This window comes from Acinetobacter sp. 479375, from assembly GCF_000581715.1.
Taxonomy (GTDB): domain Bacteria; phylum Pseudomonadota; class Gammaproteobacteria; order Pseudomonadales; family Moraxellaceae; genus Acinetobacter; species Acinetobacter ursingii.
This window is the reverse complement of the sequence record NZ_JEZN01000016.1, coordinates 16,024-41,814: the sequence shown is the minus strand read 5'-3', so window position 1 is coordinate 41,814 and position 25,791 is coordinate 16,024. Positions and strand designations below refer to the sequence as shown.

Annotated in this window: 29 protein-coding genes; 20 read left to right on the top strand and 9 right to left on the bottom strand. The window is 41.9% G+C overall.

Going from position 1 to position 25,791, the window contains the following annotated elements:
• Positions 1-18: 18 nt before the first annotated feature.
• Complete coding sequence (locus J500_RS12560) at positions 19-573, bottom strand: hypothetical protein (RefSeq protein WP_004995471.1); 555 nt, start codon at positions 571-573, stop codon at positions 19-21.
• A 275-nt stretch (positions 574-848) separates the two neighbouring features.
• Between J500_RS12560 and J500_RS12555 the strand changes: the two genes are divergently transcribed.
• The gene (locus J500_RS12555) at positions 849-2,549 is read left to right on the top strand and encodes an NAD-dependent malic enzyme (protein WP_034699876.1); all 1,701 of its coding nucleotides are present in this window, start codon (positions 849-851) and stop codon (positions 2,547-2,549) included.
• A gap of 170 nt (positions 2,550-2,719) precedes the next feature.
• Positions 2,720-3,340, top strand: coding sequence for a LysE family transporter (locus tag J500_RS12550; protein ID WP_004985646.1), 621 nt, complete (start codon positions 2,720-2,722; stop codon positions 3,338-3,340).
• A gap of 2 nt (positions 3,341-3,342) precedes the next feature.
• On the opposite strand, the gene znuB is transcribed toward J500_RS12550, so the two are convergent.
• From znuB to J500_RS12535, 3 genes are read right to left on the bottom strand one after another with little or no spacing between them, the layout of a single operon-like run.
• Positions 3,343-4,161, bottom strand: coding sequence for a zinc ABC transporter permease subunit ZnuB (gene znuB, locus J500_RS12545; RefSeq protein ID WP_004995468.1), 819 nt, complete (start codon positions 4,159-4,161; stop codon positions 3,343-3,345).
• Between the two features lie 3 nt (positions 4,162-4,164).
• Positions 4,165-4,956 (bottom strand): zinc ABC transporter ATP-binding protein ZnuC, encoded by a 792-nt coding sequence (znuC, locus tag J500_RS12540; protein ID WP_004995465.1) that lies wholly within the window; start codon positions 4,954-4,956, stop codon positions 4,165-4,167.
• Positions 4,926-5,426 carry a transcriptional repressor gene (locus J500_RS12535; RefSeq protein WP_004985636.1) on the bottom strand — a complete coding sequence of 167 codons (501 nt, stop codon included), beginning with the start codon at positions 5,424-5,426 and terminating at the stop codon, positions 4,926-4,928. Before J500_RS12535 ends, znuC begins: the two co-directional genes overlap by 31 nt.
• 122 nt (positions 5,427-5,548) lie before the next feature.
• Between J500_RS12535 and J500_RS12530 the strand changes: the two genes are divergently transcribed.
• From J500_RS12530 to adhP, 12 genes are all read left to right on the top strand, one after another.
• Positions 5,549-6,388 carry a metal ABC transporter solute-binding protein, Zn/Mn family gene (locus J500_RS12530; RefSeq protein ID WP_004995463.1) on the top strand — a complete coding sequence of 280 codons (840 nt, stop codon included), beginning with the start codon at positions 5,549-5,551 and terminating at the stop codon, positions 6,386-6,388.
• 170 nt (positions 6,389-6,558) lie between these two features.
• Positions 6,559-6,957 carry an ATP synthase subunit I gene (locus tag J500_RS12525; protein ID WP_004985632.1) on the top strand — a complete coding sequence of 133 codons (399 nt, stop codon included), beginning with the start codon at positions 6,559-6,561 and terminating at the stop codon, positions 6,955-6,957.
• A 100-nt stretch (positions 6,958-7,057) separates the two neighbouring features.
• Entirely contained in the window at positions 7,058-7,933 is an 876-nt protein-coding gene (atpB, locus tag J500_RS12520; protein ID WP_034699874.1) for a F0F1 ATP synthase subunit A, read from the top strand.
• Between the two features lie 83 nt (positions 7,934-8,016).
• Positions 8,017-8,262, top strand: a complete 246-nt coding sequence (gene atpE / locus J500_RS12515) for a F0F1 ATP synthase subunit C (protein WP_000424060.1) — start codon at positions 8,017-8,019, stop codon at positions 8,260-8,262.
• Between the two features lie 38 nt (positions 8,263-8,300).
• On the top strand, positions 8,301-8,771 hold the full coding sequence (locus tag J500_RS12510; protein WP_004985627.1) for a F0F1 ATP synthase subunit B: 471 nt from the start codon (positions 8,301-8,303) through the stop codon (positions 8,769-8,771).
• A gap of 11 nt (positions 8,772-8,782) precedes the next feature.
• Entirely contained in the window at positions 8,783-9,319 is a 537-nt protein-coding gene (locus tag J500_RS12505; protein WP_004985625.1) for a F0F1 ATP synthase subunit delta, read from the top strand.
• A gap of 42 nt (positions 9,320-9,361) precedes the next feature.
• Entirely contained in the window at positions 9,362-10,906 is a 1,545-nt protein-coding gene (atpA, locus tag J500_RS12500) for a F0F1 ATP synthase subunit alpha (protein ID WP_004985624.1), read from the top strand.
• Positions 10,907-10,982: 76 nt separating this feature from the next.
• Positions 10,983-11,852, top strand: a complete 870-nt coding sequence (gene atpG, locus J500_RS12495; RefSeq protein WP_004985623.1) for a F0F1 ATP synthase subunit gamma — start codon at positions 10,983-10,985, stop codon at positions 11,850-11,852.
• Positions 11,853-11,881: 29 nt separating this feature from the next.
• On the top strand, positions 11,882-13,276 hold the full coding sequence (atpD, locus tag J500_RS12490; protein ID WP_004985622.1) for a F0F1 ATP synthase subunit beta: 1,395 nt from the start codon (positions 11,882-11,884) through the stop codon (positions 13,274-13,276).
• Positions 13,277-13,303: 27 nt separating this feature from the next.
• The gene (locus J500_RS12485; RefSeq protein WP_004995460.1) at positions 13,304-13,723 is read left to right on the top strand and encodes a F0F1 ATP synthase subunit epsilon; all 420 of its coding nucleotides are present in this window, start codon (positions 13,304-13,306) and stop codon (positions 13,721-13,723) included.
• Positions 13,724-13,806: 83 nt separating this feature from the next.
• Positions 13,807-14,112 (top strand): hypothetical protein, encoded by a 306-nt coding sequence (locus tag J500_RS12480; RefSeq protein WP_004995459.1) that lies wholly within the window; start codon positions 13,807-13,809, stop codon positions 14,110-14,112.
• 166 nt (positions 14,113-14,278) lie between these two features.
• Positions 14,279-15,310, top strand: a complete 1,032-nt coding sequence (adhP, locus tag J500_RS12475) for an alcohol dehydrogenase AdhP (protein WP_004995458.1) — start codon at positions 14,279-14,281, stop codon at positions 15,308-15,310.
• A 58-nt stretch (positions 15,311-15,368) separates the two neighbouring features.
• On the opposite strand, the gene J500_RS12470 is transcribed toward adhP, so the two are convergent.
• The 5 genes from J500_RS12470 to J500_RS12450 form a co-directional block, all read right to left on the bottom strand.
• Positions 15,369-15,986 (bottom strand): hypothetical protein, encoded by a 618-nt coding sequence (locus tag J500_RS12470; RefSeq protein ID WP_004995457.1) that lies wholly within the window; start codon positions 15,984-15,986, stop codon positions 15,369-15,371.
• Positions 15,987-16,130: 144 nt separating this feature from the next.
• The gene (locus J500_RS12465; RefSeq protein ID WP_004995456.1) at positions 16,131-17,273 is read right to left on the bottom strand and encodes a S8 family peptidase; all 1,143 of its coding nucleotides are present in this window, start codon (positions 17,271-17,273) and stop codon (positions 16,131-16,133) included.
• A gap of 211 nt (positions 17,274-17,484) precedes the next feature.
• Positions 17,485-18,030: a glutathione peroxidase gene (locus J500_RS12460; RefSeq protein WP_004985611.1), complete on the bottom strand. Its 546-nt coding sequence runs from the start codon at positions 18,028-18,030 to the stop codon at positions 17,485-17,487.
• A gap of 123 nt (positions 18,031-18,153) precedes the next feature.
• Positions 18,154-18,924 (bottom strand): AraC family transcriptional regulator, encoded by a 771-nt coding sequence (locus tag J500_RS12455; protein WP_004995455.1) that lies wholly within the window; start codon positions 18,922-18,924, stop codon positions 18,154-18,156.
• Positions 18,921-20,135: an MFS transporter gene (locus J500_RS12450; protein WP_004995453.1), complete on the bottom strand. Its 1,215-nt coding sequence runs from the start codon at positions 20,133-20,135 to the stop codon at positions 18,921-18,923. Before J500_RS12450 ends, J500_RS12455 begins: the two co-directional genes overlap by 4 nt.
• Before the next feature lie 139 nt (positions 20,136-20,274).
• On the opposite strand from J500_RS12450, the gene J500_RS12445 reads away from it, so the two are divergent.
• The 6 genes from J500_RS12445 (at position 20,275) to J500_RS12420 (ending at position 25,718) form a co-directional block, all read left to right on the top strand.
• Positions 20,275-20,928, top strand: a complete 654-nt coding sequence (locus tag J500_RS12445; protein ID WP_004995450.1) for a TetR/AcrR family transcriptional regulator — start codon at positions 20,275-20,277, stop codon at positions 20,926-20,928.
• A gap of 115 nt (positions 20,929-21,043) precedes the next feature.
• A complete protein-coding gene (locus J500_RS12440; RefSeq protein WP_004995448.1) occupies positions 21,044-21,958 on the top strand; it encodes a DMT family transporter in 915 nt (304 codons plus the stop codon).
• A 364-nt stretch (positions 21,959-22,322) separates the two neighbouring features.
• Positions 22,323-23,501 carry a BMP family ABC transporter substrate-binding protein gene (locus tag J500_RS12435; RefSeq protein WP_004995445.1) on the top strand — a complete coding sequence of 393 codons (1,179 nt, stop codon included), beginning with the start codon at positions 22,323-22,325 and terminating at the stop codon, positions 23,499-23,501.
• A gap of 42 nt (positions 23,502-23,543) precedes the next feature.
• The gene (locus J500_RS12430; protein ID WP_004995443.1) at positions 23,544-24,200 is read left to right on the top strand and encodes a Rieske 2Fe-2S domain-containing protein; all 657 of its coding nucleotides are present in this window, start codon (positions 23,544-23,546) and stop codon (positions 24,198-24,200) included.
• Positions 24,193-25,104, top strand: coding sequence for a hypothetical protein (locus J500_RS12425; protein ID WP_004995442.1), 912 nt, complete (start codon positions 24,193-24,195; stop codon positions 25,102-25,104). The genes J500_RS12430 and J500_RS12425 overlap by 8 nt, the downstream gene beginning before the upstream one ends.
• A complete protein-coding gene (locus J500_RS12420) occupies positions 25,101-25,718 on the top strand; it encodes a glutathione S-transferase (protein ID WP_004995439.1) in 618 nt (205 codons plus the stop codon). Before J500_RS12425 ends, J500_RS12420 begins: the two co-directional genes overlap by 4 nt.
• Positions 25,719-25,791: the final 73 nt, after the last annotated feature.

Sequence of the window (25,791 nt, the reverse complement as noted above, 5' to 3'; positions counted from 1 at the left end):
CCAATCTTTTATTTTGGATTATTCCTGACAAGAAACAGGTTTATTGAGTAGTTCAGCATGTTGATTTTCAAAGCGATATAAATGTCCTGCATGATAAATTTTGATGGTCTTGGCTGTCACGAGCTCTTTTTTAAAGGTCTCAAGTTTTTGACTGGAATACAGATTAAAAGGATTTAAATAGTTTTTATTATCGAGAAGAAATTGAATTTGTCCAAGTTTATCATCGTATGCGCTCAAGATTTGCTCACCTTTGGCATTGTATAAATAAAAGGTTGGTTTCTGAGTGCTCAATTGACAGTTAAAACGAAATGATAAAATAGATTGATCATCAGATTTATTTTGTAGGATATAGACATCCTGTGTTTTATTTTTCATATAAACCCATTGATTTTTCGGCATGTTTGTATTGAATTGTTCCAGTTGATTCAGGGTGGTTTGACTAAGATCAACCATGCCTTTGGCATTGACTTCGGGAACAGATGGCTTGACGCCTAACCATGAACCGACTTTATCGGTTGTTTTTGAAACACTTTGACAGCCGGTTAATAGAAGGATCAACGCCAATCCAGACATTGATAAAAAGGATGGTTTTACAATAAACATATTTATGATCAATAGAATCAAAAGCTCAGAATATGTTCAGTATATCCAGAAGTGTTTATCTCATTCGCTACGATATGTAAAAGCGCCATAAACCTCCTTCCAGATTCTATTTGAACATAAAATGTGATCTATTCGACTATCAATTTTGGAAATACCTATTTTGCTAAAAAAGCGCGTAAGCTATATCGAACCGATGATTTGAATGAATAACCGTTTGGCACTTGAGCTGAACAATGAGATAGGCAATGACCGCTGAAAACACCGCAAAAAAACATCCACTTTATATTCCTTATGCTGGCTTTACCCTTCTGGAACTCCCGCTACTCAATAAAGGCTCAGCTTTTTCCCAACAAGAACGTGGCCAATTCAATTTACATGGTTTACTGCCGCATGTGATTGAAACTATCGAAGAACAAAGCCAGCGCTCTTACCAACAGTTCACAGCTTTTAATGATGCGATCAATAAGCACATTTATTTACGAAATATTCAGGATACTAATGAAACCCTGTTTTATCGTTTAATCGAAGATCATTTAGAAGAAATGATGCCGATTATTTATACACCAACAGTAGGTGAGGCCTGTCAGCGTTTTTCTGATATTTATCGTCGTCATCGTGGGGTATTTGTGTCTTATCCAGACCGTGAACACATTGATGATATTTTGCAAAATATTAATCGTCGTAACGTTAAAGTGATTGTGATTACCGATGGCGAACGTATTTTGGGATTGGGTGATCAGGGTATTGGCGGGATGGGGGTTCCAATCGGAAAACTTTCACTCTATACCGCATGTGGTGGGATTAGTCCTGCTTATACTTTGCCAATTACCATTGATGTTGGAACCAATAATCAACAATTACTCAATGATCCTTTATACATGGGTTGGCGTGAACCGCGAATTACTGGCGAAGAATATTATGATTTCATCGATCAGGTCTTAACTGGAATTCGCCGTCGTTGGCCACATGCCTTGATTCAGTTTGAAGATTTCGCACAAAAAAATGCGATGCCTTTATTGACCAAATACCGTGATAAATTCTGCTGTTTTAATGATGATATTCAAGGTACAGCTGCGGTATCAGTGGGAAGTTTAATTGCAGCAAGTCGTGCTGCGGGCAAACAACTCAAAGATCAGATTGTCACTTTTTTGGGGGCAGGTTCGGCAGGATGCGGCATCGCGGAGCAAATTATTGCCCAAATGGTGGCTGAAGGGTTAAGTGATAGCGAAGCTCGTGCGCGTGTATTTATGGTGGATCGTTTTGGTTTGATTACAGAGAATCAGCCAAATTTACTGGATTTTCAGCGCAAACTTGCACAAAAGGCGGATGTCATCTCCGATTGGGCCAAGGTTGAAGATGTGATTTCTTTACTGGATGTGGTAAAGAATGCCAAACCTACCGTTTTGATTGGAGTTTCAGGTCAACCTGGCCTATTCACACAAGAAGTAATCGAAGCACTTAATGCAAACTGTGAACGTCCGATTGTGATGCCATTGTCCAATCCAACTTCACGGGTTGAAGCTGTGCCTGCTGATATTATTCAGTGGACCAATGGTCGTGCATTAATTGCCACAGGCAGTCCTTTTACCCCTGTCAATTATCAGGGGCGACTCTATCATATTGCACAATGTAATAACTCTTATATTTTCCCTGGGATTGGTTTGGGGGTGATTGCCTCTGGTGCCAAGCGTGTAACCGATAATATGCTGATGGCGTCTAGCAATGCACTCGCAGATTGCTCGCCATTATTGGAAAATGCTGATGCAGATTTGCTTCCACCACTTTCCGATATTCAGAAAGTCTCTAGAGTAATTGCATTAAAAGTTGCACAAGCGGCCATTGCCGATGGTGTGGCAGTTCCATTAACGGATGAACAAATTCAGATCAATATTGAAAAAGAATTTTGGCAACCTGAATATCGTACCTATAAGCGCGTACCATTTTAATTTTGGTTTTATAATCAAGAAAAATCAATGGGATATTAAAAAAAGAGCTTCGGCTCTTTTTTTAATTCAATTTCTAAGCAGTGATGCGGGTGAATAAAATATTTCAAAATATATAAATTTACGCGCTAAAAAACTTATACTATTCACATTATTTTTAGCGGTTTTCATCGATGTCCTTTCAAATCTGGCTCGGATTCATGCTCGCATGCTGGGCGATTAGCATATCACCGGGTGCAGGTGCGATTGCCTCCATGTCGAGTGGTCTAAACTACGGTTTTCGACATGGTTACTCGAATGCGATCGGTTTACAGCTTGCTCTTGCCTTACAAATTTTGATCGTTGCAGCGGGGGTTGGCGTACTTTTTGCGACGACCTCTTGGGCATTTCTAGTGGTCAAATGGTTTGGCGTAATTTATTTACTCTATTTGGCTTATAAACAATGGATAGCACCAATACAAGATATTGAAATTAAGCAGGAAACGATATATCAATCACGCCGAAGTCTGATGTTAAATGGCTTTGTGGTGAATATGAGTAATCCTAAAGCTATTGTGTTTTTATTAGCGGTTTTACCCCAATTTTTAGATTTGAACCGTCCACAGTGGCCACAATATGCAATTATGGCATTCACAATGATCACTATCGATTTAATTGTGATGGCAGGCTATACAGGACTCGCTGCGAAAGTACTTCGCCTACTTCGCTCACCAAAACAGCAAAAATATTTAAATCGTAGTTTTGCCATCATGTTTGCGGTCGCTGCATTGCTGCTCAGTTCGATTCATCAATGAGTTTAAAGTTTTATACTTTGACCGTGTATCGCTTTCAATTTTTGTATCACAAAAATGATCGCAAATAATAATGCCATGCACAGCACAATACTTAAGCCTGTCGAAATATTAATCACCGCACTAGACCAGAGTCCCACAGTCACACCAATCTGGGCGCAAATAAATGCCCAAATCACCATTTGTTTAGGGGAGTTGGCTAGAAGTCTAGCAGTTAGAGCTGGAATGACCAATAAAGCGCCCATTAATAATGAACCTACCGCACGTAGGGCCAAAACGGTAAACAACGCCAGCAGTAACATAAAAATCAAACGTTGCCATTTTGCATTGATCCCTTCGCTCATCGCGATATCAGGGTCAATTGCAATCTGGATTTGTGCTTGCCAGTAGCGATAAAGCACAGCAAGCGCCAAGCCAATAATGATGACAAAGATAGGTAAATCTTCCCAGCCAATTGCAAGCAAATCACCAAATAAATAACTCAATAACTCAGGTCGTAAACTAGGAATTTGTTGGATCAGTAATAAACCTGAACAGAGTAAAGTCGCTGAACACAGTGCTAGTAATGCATCATTTGGTAAGCGTGGGTCATGTAATACCCAAAGTATCCCAACCAATAATAATGCCAGCATGGCGACACCAAGCCAAAGCGGGAGCTGTAGAATTCCTGCGACCGCGACGCCAAGTAATGTTCCATGCGCCATTGTATCTGCAAAAAAAGACATTCTGCGCCAAAGCATCAAGCAGCCTAAGGGTGCTGTCAAAAAAACCAGTAGGCTCCCCATAGTCCACGCAGGAAGTAAAAGTTGTAACCATTCCAGCATTGCTTAAACTTCCGGTTCAGGGTGGATATGAGGATGGTCGATATGTGTACATGTCTCAACATGATCACCATGCGCACAGTGATCGTGATGGTGCTGATATGGGACACGTTGCCCACCAAAAATGGCCAGATATTCAGGATGCTGCTGAACACTTTCAGGTAAACCACTACAGCAGATGTGTTTATTTAAACACACAACCCGTTGAGTGCCTTGCATCACCCATTGCAAATCATGCGAAACCATAAGTACAGCACAACCATAACGTTCAGGCAGGCTTCGTACATATTCATAAAGCTCGGCTTCGGATTGGATATCCAGCCCCTGCATCGGTTCATCCAGTACCAAAATATCGGGCTGGCGCAATAAAGCACGTGCTAAAAGTACACGCTGTTTCTCACCACCAGACAGTTGTTGTACTTTGGAATCCTGTAATTTGGAAATACCAGTATCACGAACAATCTCATTGCGTAATTTACGGTCACATTTTTCCAGATCGAGTAAATCTTTTACCCGTAATGGCAAACTGTGAGAGGGGTTAAACTTTTGTGGTACATAGGCCATTTTGTTTTTTTTAGATGTAATCACCTTACCCCGAGAAGGGTGCACAATCCCTAGCAGCACTTTAATCAGTGTGGATTTGCCTGCACCATTAGGGCCAATCAAGGTGACAATTTCATTTTTGTGTAATGAAAAGTCGACATTTTTTAGAATATCCCGATCATCCAAATGAACTGATACGCGATCTAGTCGAATCAGTTCAGGCATCAGTGTGACAGCTTGCTGCACTGTTGGCATTTTCCAGAAATCTCGATAATGGTATGTTGAGCATTAAAATGATCTGAACCTGCCAATTGATGTAATTGTTGCAGTAAGCCTTCAGAAGAAGCTTCCTTTACCACATGGCATTCATTACAAATCAAAAAAGCAGCTTGATGCCCTTCACGAGGATGGCAGCAAGGAATATAGGCATTGATCGAAGTCAGACGATGAATCAGTCCTTTTTCCAATAAAAAATCAAGGGTACGATAAACCGTAGGTGGCGCTGCCGGACGATCAGATCCACTTTTAATTTTTGCCAATAAGTCGTATGCCCCCATTGGGCCAGAGGCGTTTAGAATTAAAGCCAGAACTTCTTTACGTAAAGGCGTCAGACGTGCTCCTGTCGAGGCGCAAAGGCTTTCCGCTTCAGCTAGACGTGTGGCAACATTCAGGTGATCATGTACACCATGTAAGGCATTATGATGTTCGTGTGAACAAGCACTCATAGACAAACCTCATTATTTTATTGAATAGTAGCATGAAGTCAGGCTGCTATCGAATAAGCGTAGGTGTTTTTCAAAATTTGTTATATTATAACATGAGTTGTTTATCTAGGTTCGATTTTGTTATGTTTCGTTTTGCGGTGTTCTGCCTGTTTTCTATTATAACGACGCTGTCATGGTCACAAGCGCCGCTGGTGATTGCAACTCATCCGATTTATTTGATCGCCAAAGAAATTACACAAGGGATAGAAGAGCCTCAGTTATTGCTGGCAAATCAATCTGGACATGATATTCAACTGACCCCAGCACATCGCAAAGCCATTCAAGATGCATCTTTGGTAATATGGCTAGGCAAAGCCCACGAAGCGCCATTGGCGAGTTTATTACAAAATAATCCTAAAGCGATTTCGATTCTAGATTCGCAAATTGTGACGATTTTACCGCGTCGAAGTACCCGTAATGTTCCTTTAGATAACACCATTGACACTCATGTCTGGTTAGATCCCAATAATGCTGTGCGTATTGGTTTTTTTATTGCTGCGCTGCGCTCACAACAACATCCTGAAAGCAAAGCCAAATACTGGGAAAATGCACGACGCTTTGCTCAAGAAATGCTGGTTGCAAGTCAGGGCTACGAGCGTAAATTTGTACAACCTTATTGGTCTTATCATGATGCTTATCAATATCTGGAACGCGCGCTAAATTTAAAATTTGCAGGGGCATTGACAGATGATCCACATATTGCAGCGACTGCCTCTCAGCTCAAATATTTAAGTGATAACCGCCCCAAACCGAGTATGTGTCTTTTGGCTGAAGGAAATGCCAATCAAAATCAATACCGAATCTTGAATCCAATCGTATTCCAGCGTGTCGATGAAAGCATGAATGAAGATCAGGATTTTGTTGATGCATGGAAGAAACTCGCCAGTCAAACCACAAAATGTGTCTTAAATGCAAGCAAATAAGCTCAAAATGCCTGGCATGCAGATGATTTGGGTGTAAACAAATCATCTAAAAAAACACGACTTAGGTCGGTAAAAGATTGCATGTTCAGGGGTGTAACTCTATAATGCCAGCGATTAAAAACGATCATCAGCGTAATTTGTCAAGCATTCATGCTGTAAGTGGATAAACAATGAGCCGAACTAGTCGCTTGATTGACCGACGATTAGCGAAAGCTCTGGTCTTCTTACAAGCATTAATGATTCCTTTAGCTGCGATTATGGCATGGCTTATCCACGATGGTGTAGCCGCAATGAGTGCCGCTTTAGGAGCCTTGGTCTGCTGGCTTGCCAACCTATATTTTAGCTGGCAGTCATTTCGAACGGCAGGGGCTAGAGCATCGAGACAGGTTCTATCGAACATGTATCGAGGCATGCTAGGGAAGTTCGGAATCGTGATCGTGGGTTTTATTTTGATTTTAAGCAATGTTAAACCGCTGTCACCAGCGGCATTGTTTTGTGGTTTTATTCTCGTTCAGACCATGTCGTGGGTCGCTCCATTTTGGGTTTCACGTCTACAGAAACGAGTCTAGACACATCCAAAATTGAAGATTTTTTGAGGACTACGAGATATCAGGCAGCGCGCGATATTCGTTTCCTTATTTAGTAATTGACATTGACCAGGTGTGATTTATGGCTGCTGAAGAACATGCCCTTACTTCGACCGAGTACATCAAGCATCACTTGACCAATTTAACCTATGGCAAAATGCCAGATGGGACTTGGAAATTGGCTGAGAATGCGGGTGAAGCTCAACAGATGGGGTTTTCTGCTATTCACTTGGATTCAATGGGTTGGTCTATCGGACTGGGTGTCATTTTTTGTTTGATTTTTTGGTGTGCCGCTAAAGCTGCAAATGCAGGGGTGCCATCAAAATTTCAATCTGCAATCGAAATGATTATCGAGTTCGTTGATTCCAGCGTTCGCGATACCTTCCATGGTAAATCACGTCTTATTGCACCACTGGCATTAACCATTTTCGTGTGGATTTTCCTCATGAATGCCATGGACTTAATTCCTGTTGACTGGATTCCTTATCTGGCTCAACAAGTGGGTGCGCACGTATTTAGTATGGACCCTCGTCATGTTTATTTCAAAATCGTTCCAACAACAGATCCGAACATTACCCTTGGTATGTCGTTGTCTGTTTTTGTGTTGATTTTGTTCTATAGCATTCGTGAGAAAGGCATCAGCGGTTTCGTTGGTGAGTTGGCTTTAAACCCATTTAACCCAAGTAACCCAATTGCAAAAGCGTTGCTAATTCCAGTGAACTTAATTCTGGAATTGGTTACTTTCCTTGCACGACCAATCTCATTGGCACTCCGACTGTTTGGTAACATGTATGCAGGTGAGTTAATCTTCATCCTGATCGCGTTACTTCCTTTCTGGATTCAATGGGCGTTGTCTGTGCCTTGGGCGATCTTCCACATTCTTGTAATCACCTTGCAAGCATTTATCTTTATGATGCTGACCATCGTGTACTTGAGCATGGCAAGCGAAAAACATTAATGGTATTTGCCTAACTGTTAGGTTAACGGTTAGGTTTAATTTTTATTTAATTTGGTAATAACCTAACCTCTGAGGAATTTTTCATGGAACTCACTTTAGGTCTAGTTGCAATTGCATCTGCTATCTTGATCGCTTTCGGTGCTTTAGGTACAGCGATTGGTTTTGGTCTTTTGGGTGGTCGCTTTTTAGAAGCTGTTGCTCGTCAACCTGAACTTGCTCCGCAACTTCAAACTCGTATGTTCTTAATCGCAGGTCTTCTTGATGCTGTGCCTATGATCGGTGTCGGTATTGGCTTGTTCTTCATCTTCGCTAATCCGTTTGTAGGTTAATCAGCTTAATTCCTAAATCCACATATTGAGGAATTGCAATGAATATTAACCTCACATTGATTGGCCAAGCGATTGCATTTGCGATTTTTGTCGCATTCTGCATGAAGTTTGTTTGGCCACCACTAATCAATGCGATTAGTGAGCGTCAGCGTAAAATCGCTGATGGCTTAAACGCTGCTGAAAAAGCGAAAGCGGATCTTGCTGATGCACAATCACAAGTGAAAGCTGAGCTAGATGCAGCAAAAGCACAAGCGGCTCAATTGATCGAACAAGCGAACCGTCGTGCAGCACAATTGGTCGAAGAAGCACGTACCCAAGCTGCGGCTGAAGGTGAGCGTATTCGTCAACAAGCGAAAGAAGCAGTTGACCAAGACATCAATTCTGCTCGCGAAGAATTACGTCAACAAGTCGCTGCCTTGGCAGTTGATGGTGCAGAGAAAATTCTGAACCAACAAGTTGACGCAGAAGCTCATAATGCCATGCTGACTCAGCTGGCTGCTAAACTTTAAGCGAGGGAAGTATGGCTGAACTCTTGACGTTGGCACGCCCGTACGCCAAAGCAGCATTTGCTTACGCTTCTGAGCAAGGTGCAACTGACAATTGGTCGAATGCGTTACAAGTGCTCAGTGCTACGGTGCAAGACGAAGCATTTTCCGCTTATTTAAATCGCCCTGAGCTTACTCCTGTGGAGCAAGTCGGACTTTTTTCTAAAGTTTTAGGTGAAGAACAAACTCAGGCAGTGTCGAACTTTTTGACATTGCTTGCTGAAAATGATCGTTTGATTCTGTTACCTGAGATTGCAGTAGAGTACGAACAGCTTAAATCACAGAATAGCAACACAGTAGATGTCGTGATTGAATCGGCATTTCCTTTAACTTCTGTACAAGAGCAGTTATTAACCCATGCTTTGGAAAAGCGTTTTAATAGTTCTGTGGTTGTGTCAGTAGAAGTTAACCCTGCGCTTATTGCAGGTGTGGTTATTCGTGCAGGCGATCAAGTGATAGATGACTCTGCGCTTAACAAGCTTGAAAAAATGCGGACTCGTCTTCTTGCTTAACCGCAAAAAGACTGAACTTAAAAAAGATTGAGGAATAGCGCAATGCAACAACTGAATCCATCCGAGATCAGTGCGCTCATTAAACAGCGTATCGGAGATCTGGACACCAGCGCGACCGCTAAAAACGAAGGTACCATTGTCATGGTATCCGACGGTATCGTGCGCATTCACGGCCTTGCTGATGCAATGTACGGTGAAATGATCGAATTCGACGGCGGCTTATTTGGTATGGCACTGAACCTAGAACAGGATTCAGTGGGTGCCGTTGTTTTAGGTAACTATCTAAGCCTGCAAGAAGGTCAAAAAGCTCGTTGTACAGGTCGTGTATTAGAAGTTCCAGTTGGTCCTGAGCTTCTTGGCCGTGTGGTCGATGCTTTGGGTAACCCAATTGACGGTAAAGGCCCTATTGATGCTAAATTGACTGATAAAGTCGAAAAAGTAGCACCAGGTGTTATTTGGCGTCAATCAGTCGACCAACCTGTTCAAACTGGTTATAAATCAGTAGATACCATGATTCCTGTTGGTCGTGGTCAGCGTGAGTTGATCATTGGTGACCGTCAGACTGGTAAAACAGCAATGGCGATTGATGCGATCATCGCTCAGAAAAACTCTGGTATTAAATGTGTCTACGTTGCAATTGGTCAAAAACAATCGACCATCGCAAACGTGGTACGCAAGCTAGAAGAAACTGGTGCTATGGCATATACCACTGTTGTCGCTGCTGCGGCTGCTGATCCTGCTGCAATGCAGTATTTGGCTCCGTACTCTGGCTGTACCATGGGTGAATATTTCCGTGACCGCGGTGAAGATGCGCTGATCATTTATGATGATTTGTCTAAGCAAGCTGTTGCTTACCGTCAAATTTCATTGCTTCTTCGTCGTCCACCAGGTCGTGAAGCGTATCCAGGTGACGTATTCTATCTTCACTCACGTCTTCTTGAGCGTGCTTCGCGCGTTTCTGCTGATTATGTTGAGAAATTCACGAACGGTGCAGTAACAGGTCAAACTGGTTCTTTAACTGCCTTACCGATCATTGAAACTCAAGCGGGTGACGTATCTGCATTCGTACCAACCAACGTAATTTCGATTACAGACGGTCAGATCTTCCTTGAGACATCATTATTCAACGCAGGTATTCGTCCTGCTGTGAACGCAGGTATTTCGGTATCTCGCGTAGGTGGTTCAGCTCAAACCAAGATCATCAAAAAATTGTCTGGTGGTATCCGTACTGCTCTAGCGCAATACCGTGAATTGGCTGCGTTTGCTCAGTTTGCTTCTGATCTTGATGAAGCAACGCGTAAACAACTTGAACATGGTCAACGTGTAACTGAGTTAATGAAGCAAAAACAATATGCTCCTTACTCAATTGCTGACCAAGCTGTTTCTGTTTACGCGTCTAACGAAGGCTATATGGCTGACGTTGAAGTGAAGAAAATCGTAGACTTTGATGCTGCATTAATCGCGTACTTCCGTTCAGAACACGCGGCATTGATGCAAAAAATTGATGACACTGGTGATTATAACAAAGACATCGAAGCTGAAATCAAAGCCGGTATCGAGAACTTCAAAGCGACTCAAACTTACTAATTTTTTAGCTTAAGTTTGGTTCACGGAATCAACCCTTCGAAGGCTGTTAAAAGCCTTCGACGACTAGGTTAAGCGTATGGCAAATTTAAAAGAAATTCGCGCCAAAGTAGCCAGTATCAAATCCACGCAGAAAATTACGCGTGCGATGCAGATGGTCGCTGCTTCAAAAATGCGTCGTGCGCAAGAGCGCATGGCTCAGGGCCGTCCGTATGCCGAAAATATGCACCGTGTAATTGCTCATTTGGTACAAGCGAATCCTGAATACAAACACCGTTATATGGTTGAACGCCCTGTAAAACGCGTTGGCTATATCATTGTGTCTTCAGATCGTGGTCTTGCTGGTGGTTTGAACATTAACCTGTTCAAAAAAGTGGTTAAACACGTTCAGCAACAACAAGAGCAGTCAATTGAAGTTCAATTTGCTTTGATTGGTCAAAAAGCGGTTTCGTTTTTTAAAAACTACGGCGGAAAAGTACTTGGTGCAACCACCAATATTGGTGATACTCCAAGTCTGGAACAGTTAACTGGCTCCGTACAGGTGATGTTGGATGCGTTTGATAAAGGCGAGTTAGATCGTATTTATCTGGTATCAAACGGCTTTGTTAATGCCATGACTCAAAACCAGAAAGTAGAACAACTGGTGCCTTTGGCTGCGGCTGAAGAAAGCGAAAGTTTAAACCGTACTTACGGTTGGGACTATATCTATGAACCTGAAGCGGAAGAACTGCTGAATGGTTTATTGGTTCGCTATATCGAGTCGATGGTGTATCAGGGCGTGATTGAAAATATCGCGTGTGAGCAGTCTGCACGTATGGTTGCAATGAAAGCAGCAACTGATAATGCGGGCGAACTGATCAAGAGCCTACAACTTATTTATAACAAGCTGCGTCAAGCCGCGATTACTCAGGAGATTTCTGAGATCGTTGGTGGTGCCGCTGCCGTTTAACATTATTAGTTTGAATTGAGGAGACAGCAATGAGTAGCGGTCATATCATTCAGATCATCGGCGCGGTTATCGACGTCGAGTTTGAGCGCAACAGCGTTCCTAAGATCTATGACGCTCTCCAAGTTGACGGAACTGAAACGACTTTGGAAGTTCAGCAACAACTTGGTGATGGTGTTGTTCGTACAATTGCGATGGGATCAACTGAAGGTCTTAAACGCGGTTTGAATGTAACAAATACCCATGCGCCAATCTCTGTACCAGTAGGTCCTGCGACTTTGGGTCGTATCATGGACGTACTTGGTCGCCCGATTGATGAAGCAGGTCCTGTTGCAACTGAAGCGCGTTTACCGATTCACCGTCAAGCGCCTTCTTATGCTGAACAAGCAGCGTCTACTGATCTTTTGGAAACAGGGATTAAAGTCATCGACTTACTTTGCCCGTTTGCAAAAGGTGGTAAAGTTGGTCTGTTCGGTGGTGCGGGTGTTGGTAAAACCGTTAACATGATGGAGTTGATCAACAACATCGCCAAAGCTCACTCAGGTTTATCTGTGTTTGCTGGTGTTGGTGAGCGTACTCGTGAAGGTAACGACTTCTATCACGAAATGAAAGACTCTAACGTTCTTGACAAAGTAGCGATGGTCTACGGTCAGATGAACGAGCCACCTGGTAACCGTCTACGTGTAGCGTTGACTGGCTTGACCATGGCGGAATATTTCCGTGATGAAAAAGACGAAAATGGTAAAGGTCGTGACGTTCTTTTGTTCGTTGACAACATCTACCGTTATACACTTGCAGGTACTGAAGTATCCGCATTGTTAGGTCGTATGCCATCTGCGGTAGGTTATCAGCCTACACTTGCAGAAGAAATGGGTGTTCTTCAAGAACGTATTACATCAACTAAATCTGGTTCGATCACATCGATTCAGGCGGTTTATGTACCTGCGGATGACTTGACGGATCCATCTCCAGCAACCACGTTTGCTCACTTGGACGCAACAGTTGTATTGAGCCGTGACATCGCGTCAAGTGGTATTTACCCAGCGATCGATCCACTGGATTCAACTTCACGTCAGCTAGACCCTTTAGTTGTTGGTGCTGAGCATTATGAAATTGCACGTTCTGTACAGAACGTATTGCAACGTTATAAAGAGCTTAAAGACATCATCGCGATCTTGGGTATGGATGAGTTAGCAGAAGAAGATAAATTGGTGGTTTACCGTGCGCGTAAAATCCAGCGTTTCTTCTCTCAACCGTTCCACGTAGCTGAAGTATTTACTGGTGCTCCTGGTAAATTAGTACCGCTTAAAGAAACGATTCGTGGCTTTAAAGGTCTTCTTGCTGGTGAATACGATCACATCCCAGAACAAGCGTTCTACATGGTGGGTGGTATTGACGAAGTGATTGCTAAAGCTGAGAAACTTTAATTAGCAACCCTAATTTAGGAGATTCTCATGGCGACGATGCAATGTGACGTAGTCAGTGTTAAAGAGTCAATTTACTCTGGAACAGTGACCATGCTGATCGCAAAAGGTGCGGGTGGTGAGCTGGGTATTTTACCTGGACATGCACCACTAGTGACTTTGCTCCAGCCGGGCCCGATTCGTGTTCAGTTGGAAAATGGTACAGAAGAAATTGTCTATGTATCAGGTGGTGTGCTAGAAGTTCAACCGCATGTCGTGACGATTCTTGCAGATACTGCAATTCGTGCCGACAACTTGGATGAAGCAGCAATTTTAGAAGCCCGTAAACAGGCTGAACAATTGCTTGCCAATCAAAAGAGTGATTTGGACTCTGCGGCTGCACTGGCATCTCTTTCTGAGATTGCGGGTCAGCTTGAAACCATCCGTAAAATTAAAAACCGTGCAATGTAAGTTGCCCGTTTTTAAAAAGCCACCGAAAGGTGGCTTTTTTTATGCTATAAGGTTTAAAAGGAATAAGAGATCATCAGATCAACATGGAATTAATTGAAATTGAACCACATTTTTGGGAACTGTATCGGCAAGATGAACAGTTATTTTTGAGTATTGCGATTGATCTAAGTTCGGTTGTGTCTTGTTGGGATATCATTTTAAGCAATGAAGATACCTTGCACTATCAAATGCAAGGTCGTGATGCAATTCAAGCCCTGGCTGAGCAGTTTGTGGCACAGATCTATCGCGGTGATTCTACTCGTCTTGAACAATGTAGCGTTTCTCCTCAACAGCAGCAAATGATGCATGAGACATTTAAGGTTTGGCAGCAACAAAAAACACAGCGTTAAACGACTTCAATTCAAACGAATTGTTATGCAACTGTAACTGTATTCCCATCCCGCTCAAATAACCTACCAAACTCCAACCTTAGTCATTTTATTGTGATTTATAGTTGAGAATGGTTCTTATAATAATGAACAAATTCTTAATATGACATAAGACGGAGATAATAAAATGGGAAGCACAATGAAAGCTGCGGTGGTCACCGAGTTTAATCAACCGCTACAAATCAAGGATGTAGACATTCCAAAAGTCAGCGCAGGTAAGGTTCTGGTCAAGATGATTGCGACTGGGGTTTGCCATACTGATTTACATGCCATGCATGGTGATTGGCCAATTAAACCAAGTCTACCGTTTATCCCAGGTCATGAAGGCGTGGGTGAAGTTGTAGAGATTGGTGAAGGAATTACTCACCTGAAAGTGGGCGATAAAGTCGGTATCCCATGGTTATATTCGGCTTGTGGACATTGCGACCATTGTTATGCTGGTTGGGAAACCTTATGTAAGGAACAGCAAAATTCAGGGTATTCGGTCAATGGAAGTTTTGCCGAATATTGTCTGGCGGATGGTGAATATGTCGGTGTGATTCCAGATGGTGTGGATTTACTCGAAATCGCGCCAATCTTATGTGCAGGCGTGACCGTTTACAAAGGCCTGAAAATGACTGAAGCCAAAACAGGGGATTGGGTGGCTATTTCAGGTATTGGTGGCTTGGGTCATGTGGCGGTGCAATATGCCAAGACCATGGGATTTAATGTGGTTGCCATCGATGTCGATGACAGTAAACTGGCATTGGCCAAAGAATTAGGTGCTGATGTTGGAATTAATGCACTTAAGGTAGATGTAAAAGAAGAAGTATTAAAAGCCACTGGTGAAGGCTGTCATGGCGTATTGGTTACGGCGGTTTCACCGAAGGCGTTTGAACAAGCAGTTTCGATTATTCGTCGCGGTGGAACCATGGTCTTGAATGGCCTACCACCGGGCAAATTTGATCTCTCTATTTTTGATATGGTGCTGGATGGCATTACCGTGCGTGGTTCGATTGTCGGTACACGACTAGATTTGAAAGAAGCACTGGATATTGCAGCACGTGGTAAGGTCAAAGCACACATCAGTGTGGAGCCGCTAGAAAATATCAATGATATTTTTGATCGGATGGAACACGGTAAAATCGATGGCCGTATTGTGATTGATTTTAAAAAATAAAATTTTTCACCACTGAATCGAATCAAAACCCATTCTTTTAAGACTGGGTTTTATCATTTCATGAGTCAGTATCAGAAGCTTCTTGAGATGTTTCAGATTGAGCGGAATCTGATTGCGGAATCATCATGCTTGCCAACTTTAACATTTCGGTTTGAACATTATTCATTTGCTGTTCGATCTGTTTAAAATTGATCTGATCCCAGTTGACTTGTCCATTTAAAAACGGACTTTTTAATACCTGTTGGTTGCTCTCCAGTATTTTTTTACGAACATCTTCAATTTCCTGACTTTTTAAATTTAAGCTGTTTAATGCCTGATTAAAGCCTTGGAGTTGCTGCTGCAAGGTCATGGCGGTTTGCTGTAGTTGACGACTATCTTTGTCTTGAATGGCTTGCTGTAGTTCAGTTTGAGTTTGTTTTAGTTGTTGAATGTAATCACCTGCGCGTAGTTGCAGATCTGCGACATCACGAGCGATATAAAAGAAATTACCACTTTTAAAATCGGAAGATGGGGTGTCTGTAGCCGCTTGATCAGTGATTTGGCTGGTTGCCTCATGATCTGATGCCGTCGTTTCCTGCACATTATTTGTGGGAGGCTGATCACAACCTTGTAATGAAACCATAGTGGTTACGATAAGAGCGGAGATCAGCAGAGATCGACCAGAAAAAAATGTCATAATCAAAAAAATCAGTATTTAATTTCTTAGAATATGATGAAAACATGGAGGGAGAATTGAGATTTGCAAAATTATAACAAAAGCAAAAATACCCTGAATACAAACCTTCATCTATCAAGGTTTGTATTCAAGAAATAAGAAAGGTTATAAACGCGTGTAAAGCAAGCGATTAGGTGAGCCTGTCTGGCTATCTGTTACCTTATTCGTTGTCGCTTTATTGAGAATACGATTGGTAATTTGTGGTACATTTTCACCTGTATATATTGCTCGTAAAATAGCGGCCAATCCCGCCACATGTGGACTTGCCATCGAGGTACCGCTGGCCGTTGCTGTCGCTGTATTGCTAGAATACCAATCCGAAGTAATATTACTGCCAGGCGCAAAGACATCCAGACATTTTCCGTAGTTAGAATAATTGGCGCGTTGATCCTGATTGGTGGTTGCGCCTACTGTAATCGCTGCCGGGACTCGTGATGGAGAATAGTTACACGCATCGGCATTGTTGTTACCAGCCGCGACCACCACGACAATATCTTTATTCACAACCCGATTAATTGCATCATCAAGTGCAGTTGAAGTTCCACCACCAAGTGACAAATTAACCACCGCATTCTTTGGGTTTTGAGAGGCAACCCAATCTAATCCTGCAATGACTGTTGATGTTGTTCCAGAACCATTACAGTCCAGTACCCGAACAGGGATGATAGAAGCAGATTTGGCAATACCATATTTTGTACCTGCAATCGTTCCTGCAACATGTGTACCGTGACCATTACAGTCCGTCGTGCCATTACCATCAGATACTGCCGTATAACCCGCCTTCACTCGACCAGTAAAATCCTGATGAGAAGCCAGCACCCCAGTATCAACCACATAGACGGGTACACCCTGAGCATTACCATCGGCATTGTAGGTCGAATTTAAGGGAAGGTTACGCTGATCACTGCGATCTAATCCCCAAGTCGCATTGGTTTGAGTCGTGGCATTGCTTTTAAATACTTGATCTTTTTCGATCAGGCTGACTGTGGGATTTAATTTTAAAATACGAACGAATTCCTGTTCTACATTTTGTGGAATTTGAACAGCAACGCCTTGAAAAGCATTTTGATAAATGAATTTAATTTTCCCCTGAAATTGTTGGTTAAAATTGATGGAGTTTAATAAACGATCGGTCACAGGCGTATTAAATTTAATTAGATAAGTTACCTGAGCAGGACTTGCCGAATGGGTTGTATGTGCCAATAGTCCGATCAGGGCGAGTGGTAAACAGCGTAGCATTCGTTTCATTTTAGCCATTCCAGTTTTTGTTTTAAGAGGTCATTATCTGAATATAAATTAATCTATTTATACGACAAATCAATGAGAAATATAATATTTTAATGTGATTGAATATTTGGTTTTTTATTATTTTGTGATTGGTTTTACTTTTTAAATATACTTTATTTTTATAAAAATAAAGATGACAAAACATAGGATTTGTCATCTTTGCAGTAAAATCTTATTTTGCTAACTCTGCCTGAATGGCATCGACTAAACGAGAGTCATCCGCAGTGATATCGGGTGCAAAACGTGCCACCACTTCACCTTTTTTATTGATTAAAAACTTCTCAAAATTCCACAATACTTCAGGCTTTGGATTTGGGGTTAGGCCATATTCAACTAAATCTTGCCACCACGGTCCTTCACCAATACGTTCAGGCTGTGCAGTGATTAAAGTTTGATAAAGCGGATGCTTATCTTCACCTACGACAGAAATTTTGGAAAATATGGGAAAATGTACATCATAAGTCAACGAGCAGAACTGTTGAATTTCATCATTTGTACCAGGCTCCTGTTCCAAAAAATTATTGGCTGGAAACCCCAGAATTTCTAAACCATGCTCTTTTTGTGACTGGTATAGTTTTTCCAGTCCTTCATATTGAGGTGTTAAACCACACTTGGATGCTACATTGACAATCAATAGCACTTTGCCTTGATACTGATTTAAAGTGGCTTCTTCCCCTGAGATCGTGTTGACTGGAATGTCGTAGACTGAATTGCTCATATAAGTCCTTAAAGTTGCATACATAAAAGAGATATCTTGTTTTAAGGAGATTTATGCAGAAAGGCAAGTGTTTTACTCTGGATTTCTGTGTATAACCGTGAAGTTATCCACAATGCACTCTGTTTATTTCATTTGAAGGGGAGTTTGACCGGTATAACGTTTAAAAAATTCAATAAAACTGGAGCTATGTTGATAACCTAAATCCAGTGCAATTCGTTTAATCGCGGTCCCTTGCTGAATTTGACCAATCGCATACACAATTTTGGCGCGATTACGCCATTCTGATAAAGATAATTGTAATTCCTGCTGGCTCAAACGTAGTGCATGACGTTCACTAATTTGAAAGCTTTGTAAAATCTGCTGCAAACTAGAATTAAACAACTGGGCTTGCCCTAATTTATCCAAAATGGGCGCGAGAGTTGGATGCGTGGTTTGGGGTAAATAATGGTCATAACAATCTGCTGCCAACATTTGATCGAACAAGACCTGTAATAACCGCAGATATTCTATCGAATCTGGAGAGTACTGATCATGTAATAACTCTTTCACCAAGGCATGAAAAAAAGGTCGGATTTCGAGGGTTTTGGGATTAGCATGAAACTGTGAACAAAGATCAGGATGGACTCTGATACAAATAAAATGCGTCGGCTGATCGACTGTAACACAAAAATGACTGGTTTGTGGCGGTAACCACAAACCATAATTAGGCGGTGCCAAGAAGGTACGTTCACCCACCTGAATTTCAAGCACCCCATTTAAACTGAAGTTGAAATCTCCCCACAGTGAAGAATGCGGGCACACACTGTCATGCGGATGGAAAAAGAATTCGTGAATTTCCAATTGTTGAGCCAGATTTTGTAAGGTATTCTGTGTTGGAGAAATTACATCATTCATGCTTCATTTTCACAGCTGATTTTCGGATTATTTAAACCTTTAGCTAACGTGAAAATAGACAGCAAAGCTAAAAGAATAAAACTGAGTACACCATAAATTAAAATATTTTCATTAAAATGATCAACCACAAAACCACCAAGTAATGATCCACTGGCAATCATCACCTGAAATAAGCCAACAAATAACGGCATTCCTTTTTCGACGGCTTGCGGTGCATGTACAAACATCCAGATATTGGCTGAGGTTGGAAATGCACCAAACGCAAAACCCCATAAAGCAGTTAAGATAAATGCGCCTGTTTTATGAATGGCAAACACAGGAAATCCAAAGAATACAATAGCAAAACAGATTCCCACAAATGCTAAGGTATAACGAATATTTAAATTACCGCTATAACCTGCAAACGCATTACCGAAAACACCCGCGATGCCATACAGTAATAACAACATACCAATGGTCGTGCCATCAAAGCCTGCAATATGTTTAAAAAATGGTGCCAAATAGCTATAAGCACAAAAATGTGCCAGCCCAATCAGCAGTACAATTAACATGCCACTACGAGCTTTCGGAATACGAAGTAAAGCAGGCAAGTCACGTAAATGAATGGCAGCATCAGGGCGTAATGGCGGTAAAAATACGACTTGAAGCACGAGCACGATAAAACCAATGACTGCCGTGATCGCAAAGGCACTGCGCCAACCATAAAACTCACTTAACCATGTGCCAATTGGAACACCTAGCACGGTGGCTAGTGTCACACCTGCCATGACGACGGCTGTGGCTTTGGCAATAGGTAAACTTTTGGGTGCCAGTTTGCCACTCAGGGCAATTGCAGTCGCCCAGAAACCTCCAATTGAAATCCCTAGAACTAATCGACTGAGTAACAGCAGGGTAAAATTGTCAGAAAATGCAGTAATCGTATTTGCAATGACCATTATGAAGGTGAGTAAAATCAGCACATAACGACGATCGAGTTGTTTCATTGCCACAGGTAGTAAAGGCGCAGCAAAAGCAGCCATTACACCTGGAAGGGTAATAATCAGCCCAGCCGTACCTGTTGAAATATTTAAATCGCTGGCCACACTATTGAGCACACCAATCGGTAAAAATTCGCTGGTGACCAAAGCAAATGCGGCAATCGAAACTGCCAATATGGCCAGCCAGCTACCTTGTGGGGCAGGACTGGGCGGAATGGGTGTTGAGCTATCCATTGAATTTCAGCCTTTTTGTAGGAAATAGAAATGCGTCAATTTATTTTCATAGTGATCACTATGAAAATAAAAATAGTTGAAAAAAATATCAGCGTCAATTAATTTAATAATGATTGTTATAAAAATAGCTGTGAGCTTTATGACAAAATTAGATAAAACACTGGTTTTGGATGAGCCGATTGCGTTAGCAAAGAAAAAACGCGGTCGACCAAAGTGCTTCAATGAGCAACAGGCCTTGGAAAAAGCCATGTTGTTGTTTTGGGAGCATGGTTATGAAGCCACCTCAATCAGTGATCTTACTCAAGCGTTGGAACTGACGGCACCGAGTCTATACAGTAGTTTTGGTGACAAAGCTGGGCTGTTCTATCAATGTATTGATTATTATCTGGCTCATGAAGCTTGTCCGATCCTCCGCATTTTTTTAGAAGCCAAAACCGCTAAAGTTGCATTTGAGCTGTATCTATATGACAACGTCAAACGTTTGGCTCAACCCAATAAGCCCAAAGGTTGTATGTTAATTACTGCTGCCATGAATGGCTCGGAACAAGCGCAGGATATACAACATAACCTACTTGAAAAGCGTTTAGCGACCAAACAAAAACTATGTGAGCGTCTGGAGCAAGGAGTTAAGGAGGGTGATTTATCTAAATATGCACCTATTGCAACGATGACTGATTTTTATTGCACTGTGATTCAAGGTTTAACGGTGCAGGCACGGGATGGCGCAGAAATTGATGAATTGAATCATGTGGTGGAACATGCCATGAAAGCATGGGACTTATTTGATCAATAACCGATTTTGATCAATAAGTGATGTCTTAACTGCGATACAAATGTCTGATTTGCGATATTTCAATTTATCTCGACAAGGATAAAATAGATTTATTCTCATTTAGTTTGAAAAATTCATGAAAGACGCTGCAAAAGTTCATTGGTGGGCATTGTTACTGCCTATGCTGGCTGTATTAATTTGGTCGCTGAACATTACAGTGACTCGCTATGTGGCCGATTATATTTCTCCAGTGAGCATTAGTTTTTATCGCTGGCTGGTGGCATTTTTAGTATTGACACCTTTTATCCTGCCTCAAGTCTGGAAACAACGGATGCTGGTACGGCGGCATTTGGGGCAACTGGCGGTGTTAAGTGCCTTTGGGATGGTGCTATATCAAGGACTGGCTTATAGTGCTGCACATTATACCACTGCGACCAATATGGGGATTATCAATGCCTTTATTCCAGTGTTTACCATTTTTGTCTCAATGTTTATTTTAAAGGATATTCCCAATAAATTTGCTGTGATCGGGAGTTTGATTTCTTTTTTCGGTCTCATGTATGTCATGAGTCAGGGACATCTTGCCAACTTATTGCAAAGTGGTGGGCATTGGGGCGATGCCATCATGGTGGTTGCGGTGTTTTTCTATGCATTTTATGGGGTGTTTTTAAAGAAATGGCAGTTACAGATTCCGTTATTGATCAGTCTATATGTGCAAATCGGTTTTGCTCTGATTTATCACCTGCCCTTTATTGTGTGGTTGGGACTAGATCCGATTAATCTCCAAAATGGACCAAGTGTTTTTTATGCGGGCATTTTTCCATCACTGATTGCACCATTATTGTGGATGGTGGCTGTTCAGCAAATTGGACCCAATCGAACCAGTATTTTTATGAATCTGATGCCTGTATTTACGGCAATTATTGCCAGTCTGTGGTTGTCAGAACACTGGACGATTTATCATACACTGGGTGGAGTGATGATCTTGTTGGGCATCATTTTGGCGCAAAAGAAAACATCAATAAAAACCAAAAAGATCATTCCAAGCTAGATACATAGCTTTTAAACAGTGGGGTGGACAGGGATGTTCCACACTTGTGCAGAATCTCTACGCTATCCAAACGATGGCGATTCTTAAATGTTTATCAAGCAATAAGCTAAAGTCACATTGCAACGGAAGCATTAAATAACCTATTGATTATTTTTGTTTTATTTAAATTTTGATTTGATCGATTCATTGGCTCTATTTTAGTTTTTATATAACCTTTATTTAAAAATGATCAATTAAAAACAACACAGCTCATGTTGGCGCAAAGGTTGCATTTTAGCTTGATGTGTTCTGGAAAATAAATCTTTGGTTCAGCGTAAGTTTATTTTCTGGTGTCTTTATACCATAACAAAAATGGGGTAGTGCGATGTCTGTTGAAATGAACAAAAATCCAAATCAGCTTCACGATCAAAGCCAACAGGGTTTATTTTCCAAATTATTTTCAAAATTCAAAAAGACTGCATTTTGTGCAGCCAGTAGCGGTTTACTCACACTCGGTGCTTTATCGACGACAGCCACAGTCGTAACGACTGCACATGCCGCTGATCCGCTCAAAGCTGCTTTTGTCTACATAGGCCCACCGGGGGATCATGGTTGGACTTACGCACATGATCAATCGCGTATTCGTACCGAACAAGATTTTAAAGGGGCGGTGAAAACCACTTTTGTGGCCAATGTGCCTGAAACAGGTGATGCAGAACGTGTTTTTCGTAACCTCGCGCAACAAGGCAATAAGGTCATTTTTGGTACGTCATTTGGTTATATGAATGCAATGGAGAAAGTCTCACGTACTTATCCAAATACGGTGTTTATGCATGCCACAGGTTATAAATCTGGCAAAAATATGGGCAACTATAATATTCGTACTTATCAGGGTGCGTATTTGCTTGGTGTGTTGGCAGGAAGTAAGAGCAAGACTGGTAAAATTGGTTTTGTAGGTTCTTATCCAATTCCAGAAGTGGTGCGCAATATTAATGCGTTTACTATTGGTGCGCGTAGTGTCAATCCAAAAATTACTACCCAAGTGGTCTGGGTCAGTTCTTGGTTTGATCCAGGTAAAGAACGTGATGCTGCTTTAGCCTTGATTTCACAAGGATGCGATGTGTTATTGCAAAATACGGATTCGCCAGCAGTGGTACAGGCGGCCAAGCAAAAAGGGGTTTGGGGTCTCGGTTGGAATTCGGATATGGGTAAATTTGGTGGCGATGCGCAATTAGCTGCGGCGGTACTGCATTGGGATCCGATTTATGAAAAAGTGCTGAAAGATGTTGCTGCGAACAAATGGACCAATGCGCCGATTTATTATGGTGTCAAAGAAGGCACGGTCAATGTGGAAAATATTGGAAAAGCAGTTTCGGTTGACGCTAAAAAAATGGTTTTGGCTCGTCGTGATGCCATTAAGGCAGGTAAACTGAATCCATTTGCAGGTCCACTGTATACACAAGCTGGCAAAGAGTTTGTGAAGGCAGGCAGTGTTTATACCGAAGCACAACTGGATAAGATGAACTTCTATGTACAAGGTGTTCAGGGCGTATTGCCAAAATAAACTGTAAAATTTAAGTCAATGGTTTTTCTGAGGAAGATGGACATGATCACAGGACAATGGATCCCTTTAGTTCCTTCGGTGTTGATCGAAGCGGGTGAGGTGGAACAATTTCTGGTGGAAGATAAAGATGTTGCCGTATGGCGCTCTATGCAAGGTCATGTCCAAATTTGGGAAAATCGTTGTCCGCATCGCAGTGTGCGTTTAAGTCTGGGACAAGTACAAGGCGAAAGTCTCGTGTGTGCCTATCATGGTTGGCAGTTTGCTGCTGAAGATGGGCATTGTCAGCGAATACCTGCTCAACCTGATCAACGTGCGCCGAAAAGTTTATGTGCCAAGTCTTATGCTGTCACTGAAAAGTCAGGCATGATTTGGTATGGCGGTGATGCTGATTATTGTGCTGATCTTCCTTTGGAGGAGGTGCCGTTCGTTTATGCAGGTTCGGTCACACTGTCGACGACATTGTCTCAGGTACAGGATTATCTATCTGAACTGGGGGTAAGTGACTGCGTTAGTCACAATCGGTTAGTGTGGCAAGGTCATGCTAAAGATTCCGCACTACGCATTTATTTAACACCTACTCAGTCCAATGTGGTGACGATACATACCATGTTATTGCAAGAAGAACATGCAACCCAGCGTCATCCTTTGTTAAATCAGATGCGACAGGATTTGGAGTTGGAGCAATTGAGTTATGTCTAATCAGCAGCATCTTCCATCACTTGCACCAAGCTTGGTTGGCGAGTGGATTGTGGTGGCATCTGAACAGGAGTTTGTTCAGCAGCAACAGATCAAAACTCGTTTGGATGGCCATAATTTGACGATCCAGCAAGATATTATCCATGCTGAAAAAGTGTATCAGATCCGATTTGATGCACTCGATATTGCTCCATCAGATATTGCAGTACAAGCGGCTTATGGCTTTGTCTGGTTGTGTATTGGCACTGAGAAAAAACCACTATTTCAGCTACAAGAATATGATGTTGCCGCCGCCCGCCGTGTACCCTGTGGCGCTTATGGTGTGAGGACTTCGCCATTGCGTGGTATTGAAAATTTTCTGGATATGGCACATTTTCCTTACGTACATACAGGCATATTGGGTGCTGAACCAGAAACCGCCGTCAAACCTTATCAAGTTGAATGGCGTGAAGAGGTCGATGAAATTTGGGCAACGGAATGTTTTTTTACTCAACCGCTTGCTGCACCGAGTTCTCCTCAGCCACAGGAAACTGAATATGTTTATCGTGTTGCTTCCCCCTTAAATGCGATTTTATATAAAGTGAATACTGCGGCTGAGGGAATTATTCCTGCCGATGTGGTGTGTCTGTTTATTCAACCCTTGAGTGAAACTCATATTCGAGCGCATTTACTCATGATTCTGGATGATCAGACCAGTAGCATGACCGATATGGTGTTATTTCAGCAGAAAATTTTTACACAGGATAAACCGATTCTGGAAAATCATCTGCCTTTGAAACTTCCACTTGAAAAATTGGAAATTCCAACTAAAGCCGATGCACTGGCGACCGCCTATCGTAAATGGTTGATCGCGAAAAACTGGAGTTATGGTGTACATCAAAACACCCACAGGGAGCATGTGGCATGAACTTAAATCAATCACAAGCGGCTTTTCAACTCGCAGATGATCCATTATCTACGGATTGTTACAGCATTCGTTTGCTACTTGAGTTTTTACAGCTTCCTTATCAATCCATCTATGCAGATGTCGAGCAACTCGATCAAAAATTTGAATGTCCTGTTTTGTTCGATTCCACGTCAAACCGTTCTGGGTTGATGCCTATTTTTAAACAACTGCTTGAAATAACACAAACTCAATCGCAATGGATGCCTGAAAATTTATCACCACAAATACAGGGTTGGTCTGATTTTAATGGAGCACTTAAACTCAGTTTAGGAATCTTACGTCAGGCGAATTTGTCGGTCGATCAATTTTTATCTAATGAGGAACAGCTAATCCAACAGGCAACGCAACAATTACGCGAATTAGATGATCACTTATGTGAGCAAACCGTTATTGGGCAGGGCTATTTATTGGGCTCACACCCCACGATTGCCGACTTGATGATCTTTCCACAAGTCGCGCTGGCATGGGATGCAGGACTGAGCTTAGTGCCATTTTTGCATATTCGTCGCTGGATCAATCGTATTCGTCATCAAAGCCACTTTATTCCTATGGCGGGTTTATTGGCTGTCAATTGAAATAATTCATAAAAAAACTGTTTTTATTTTCATCATTGTGAATAGTGCTGTTCTATTGTATGCCAGAGATGGT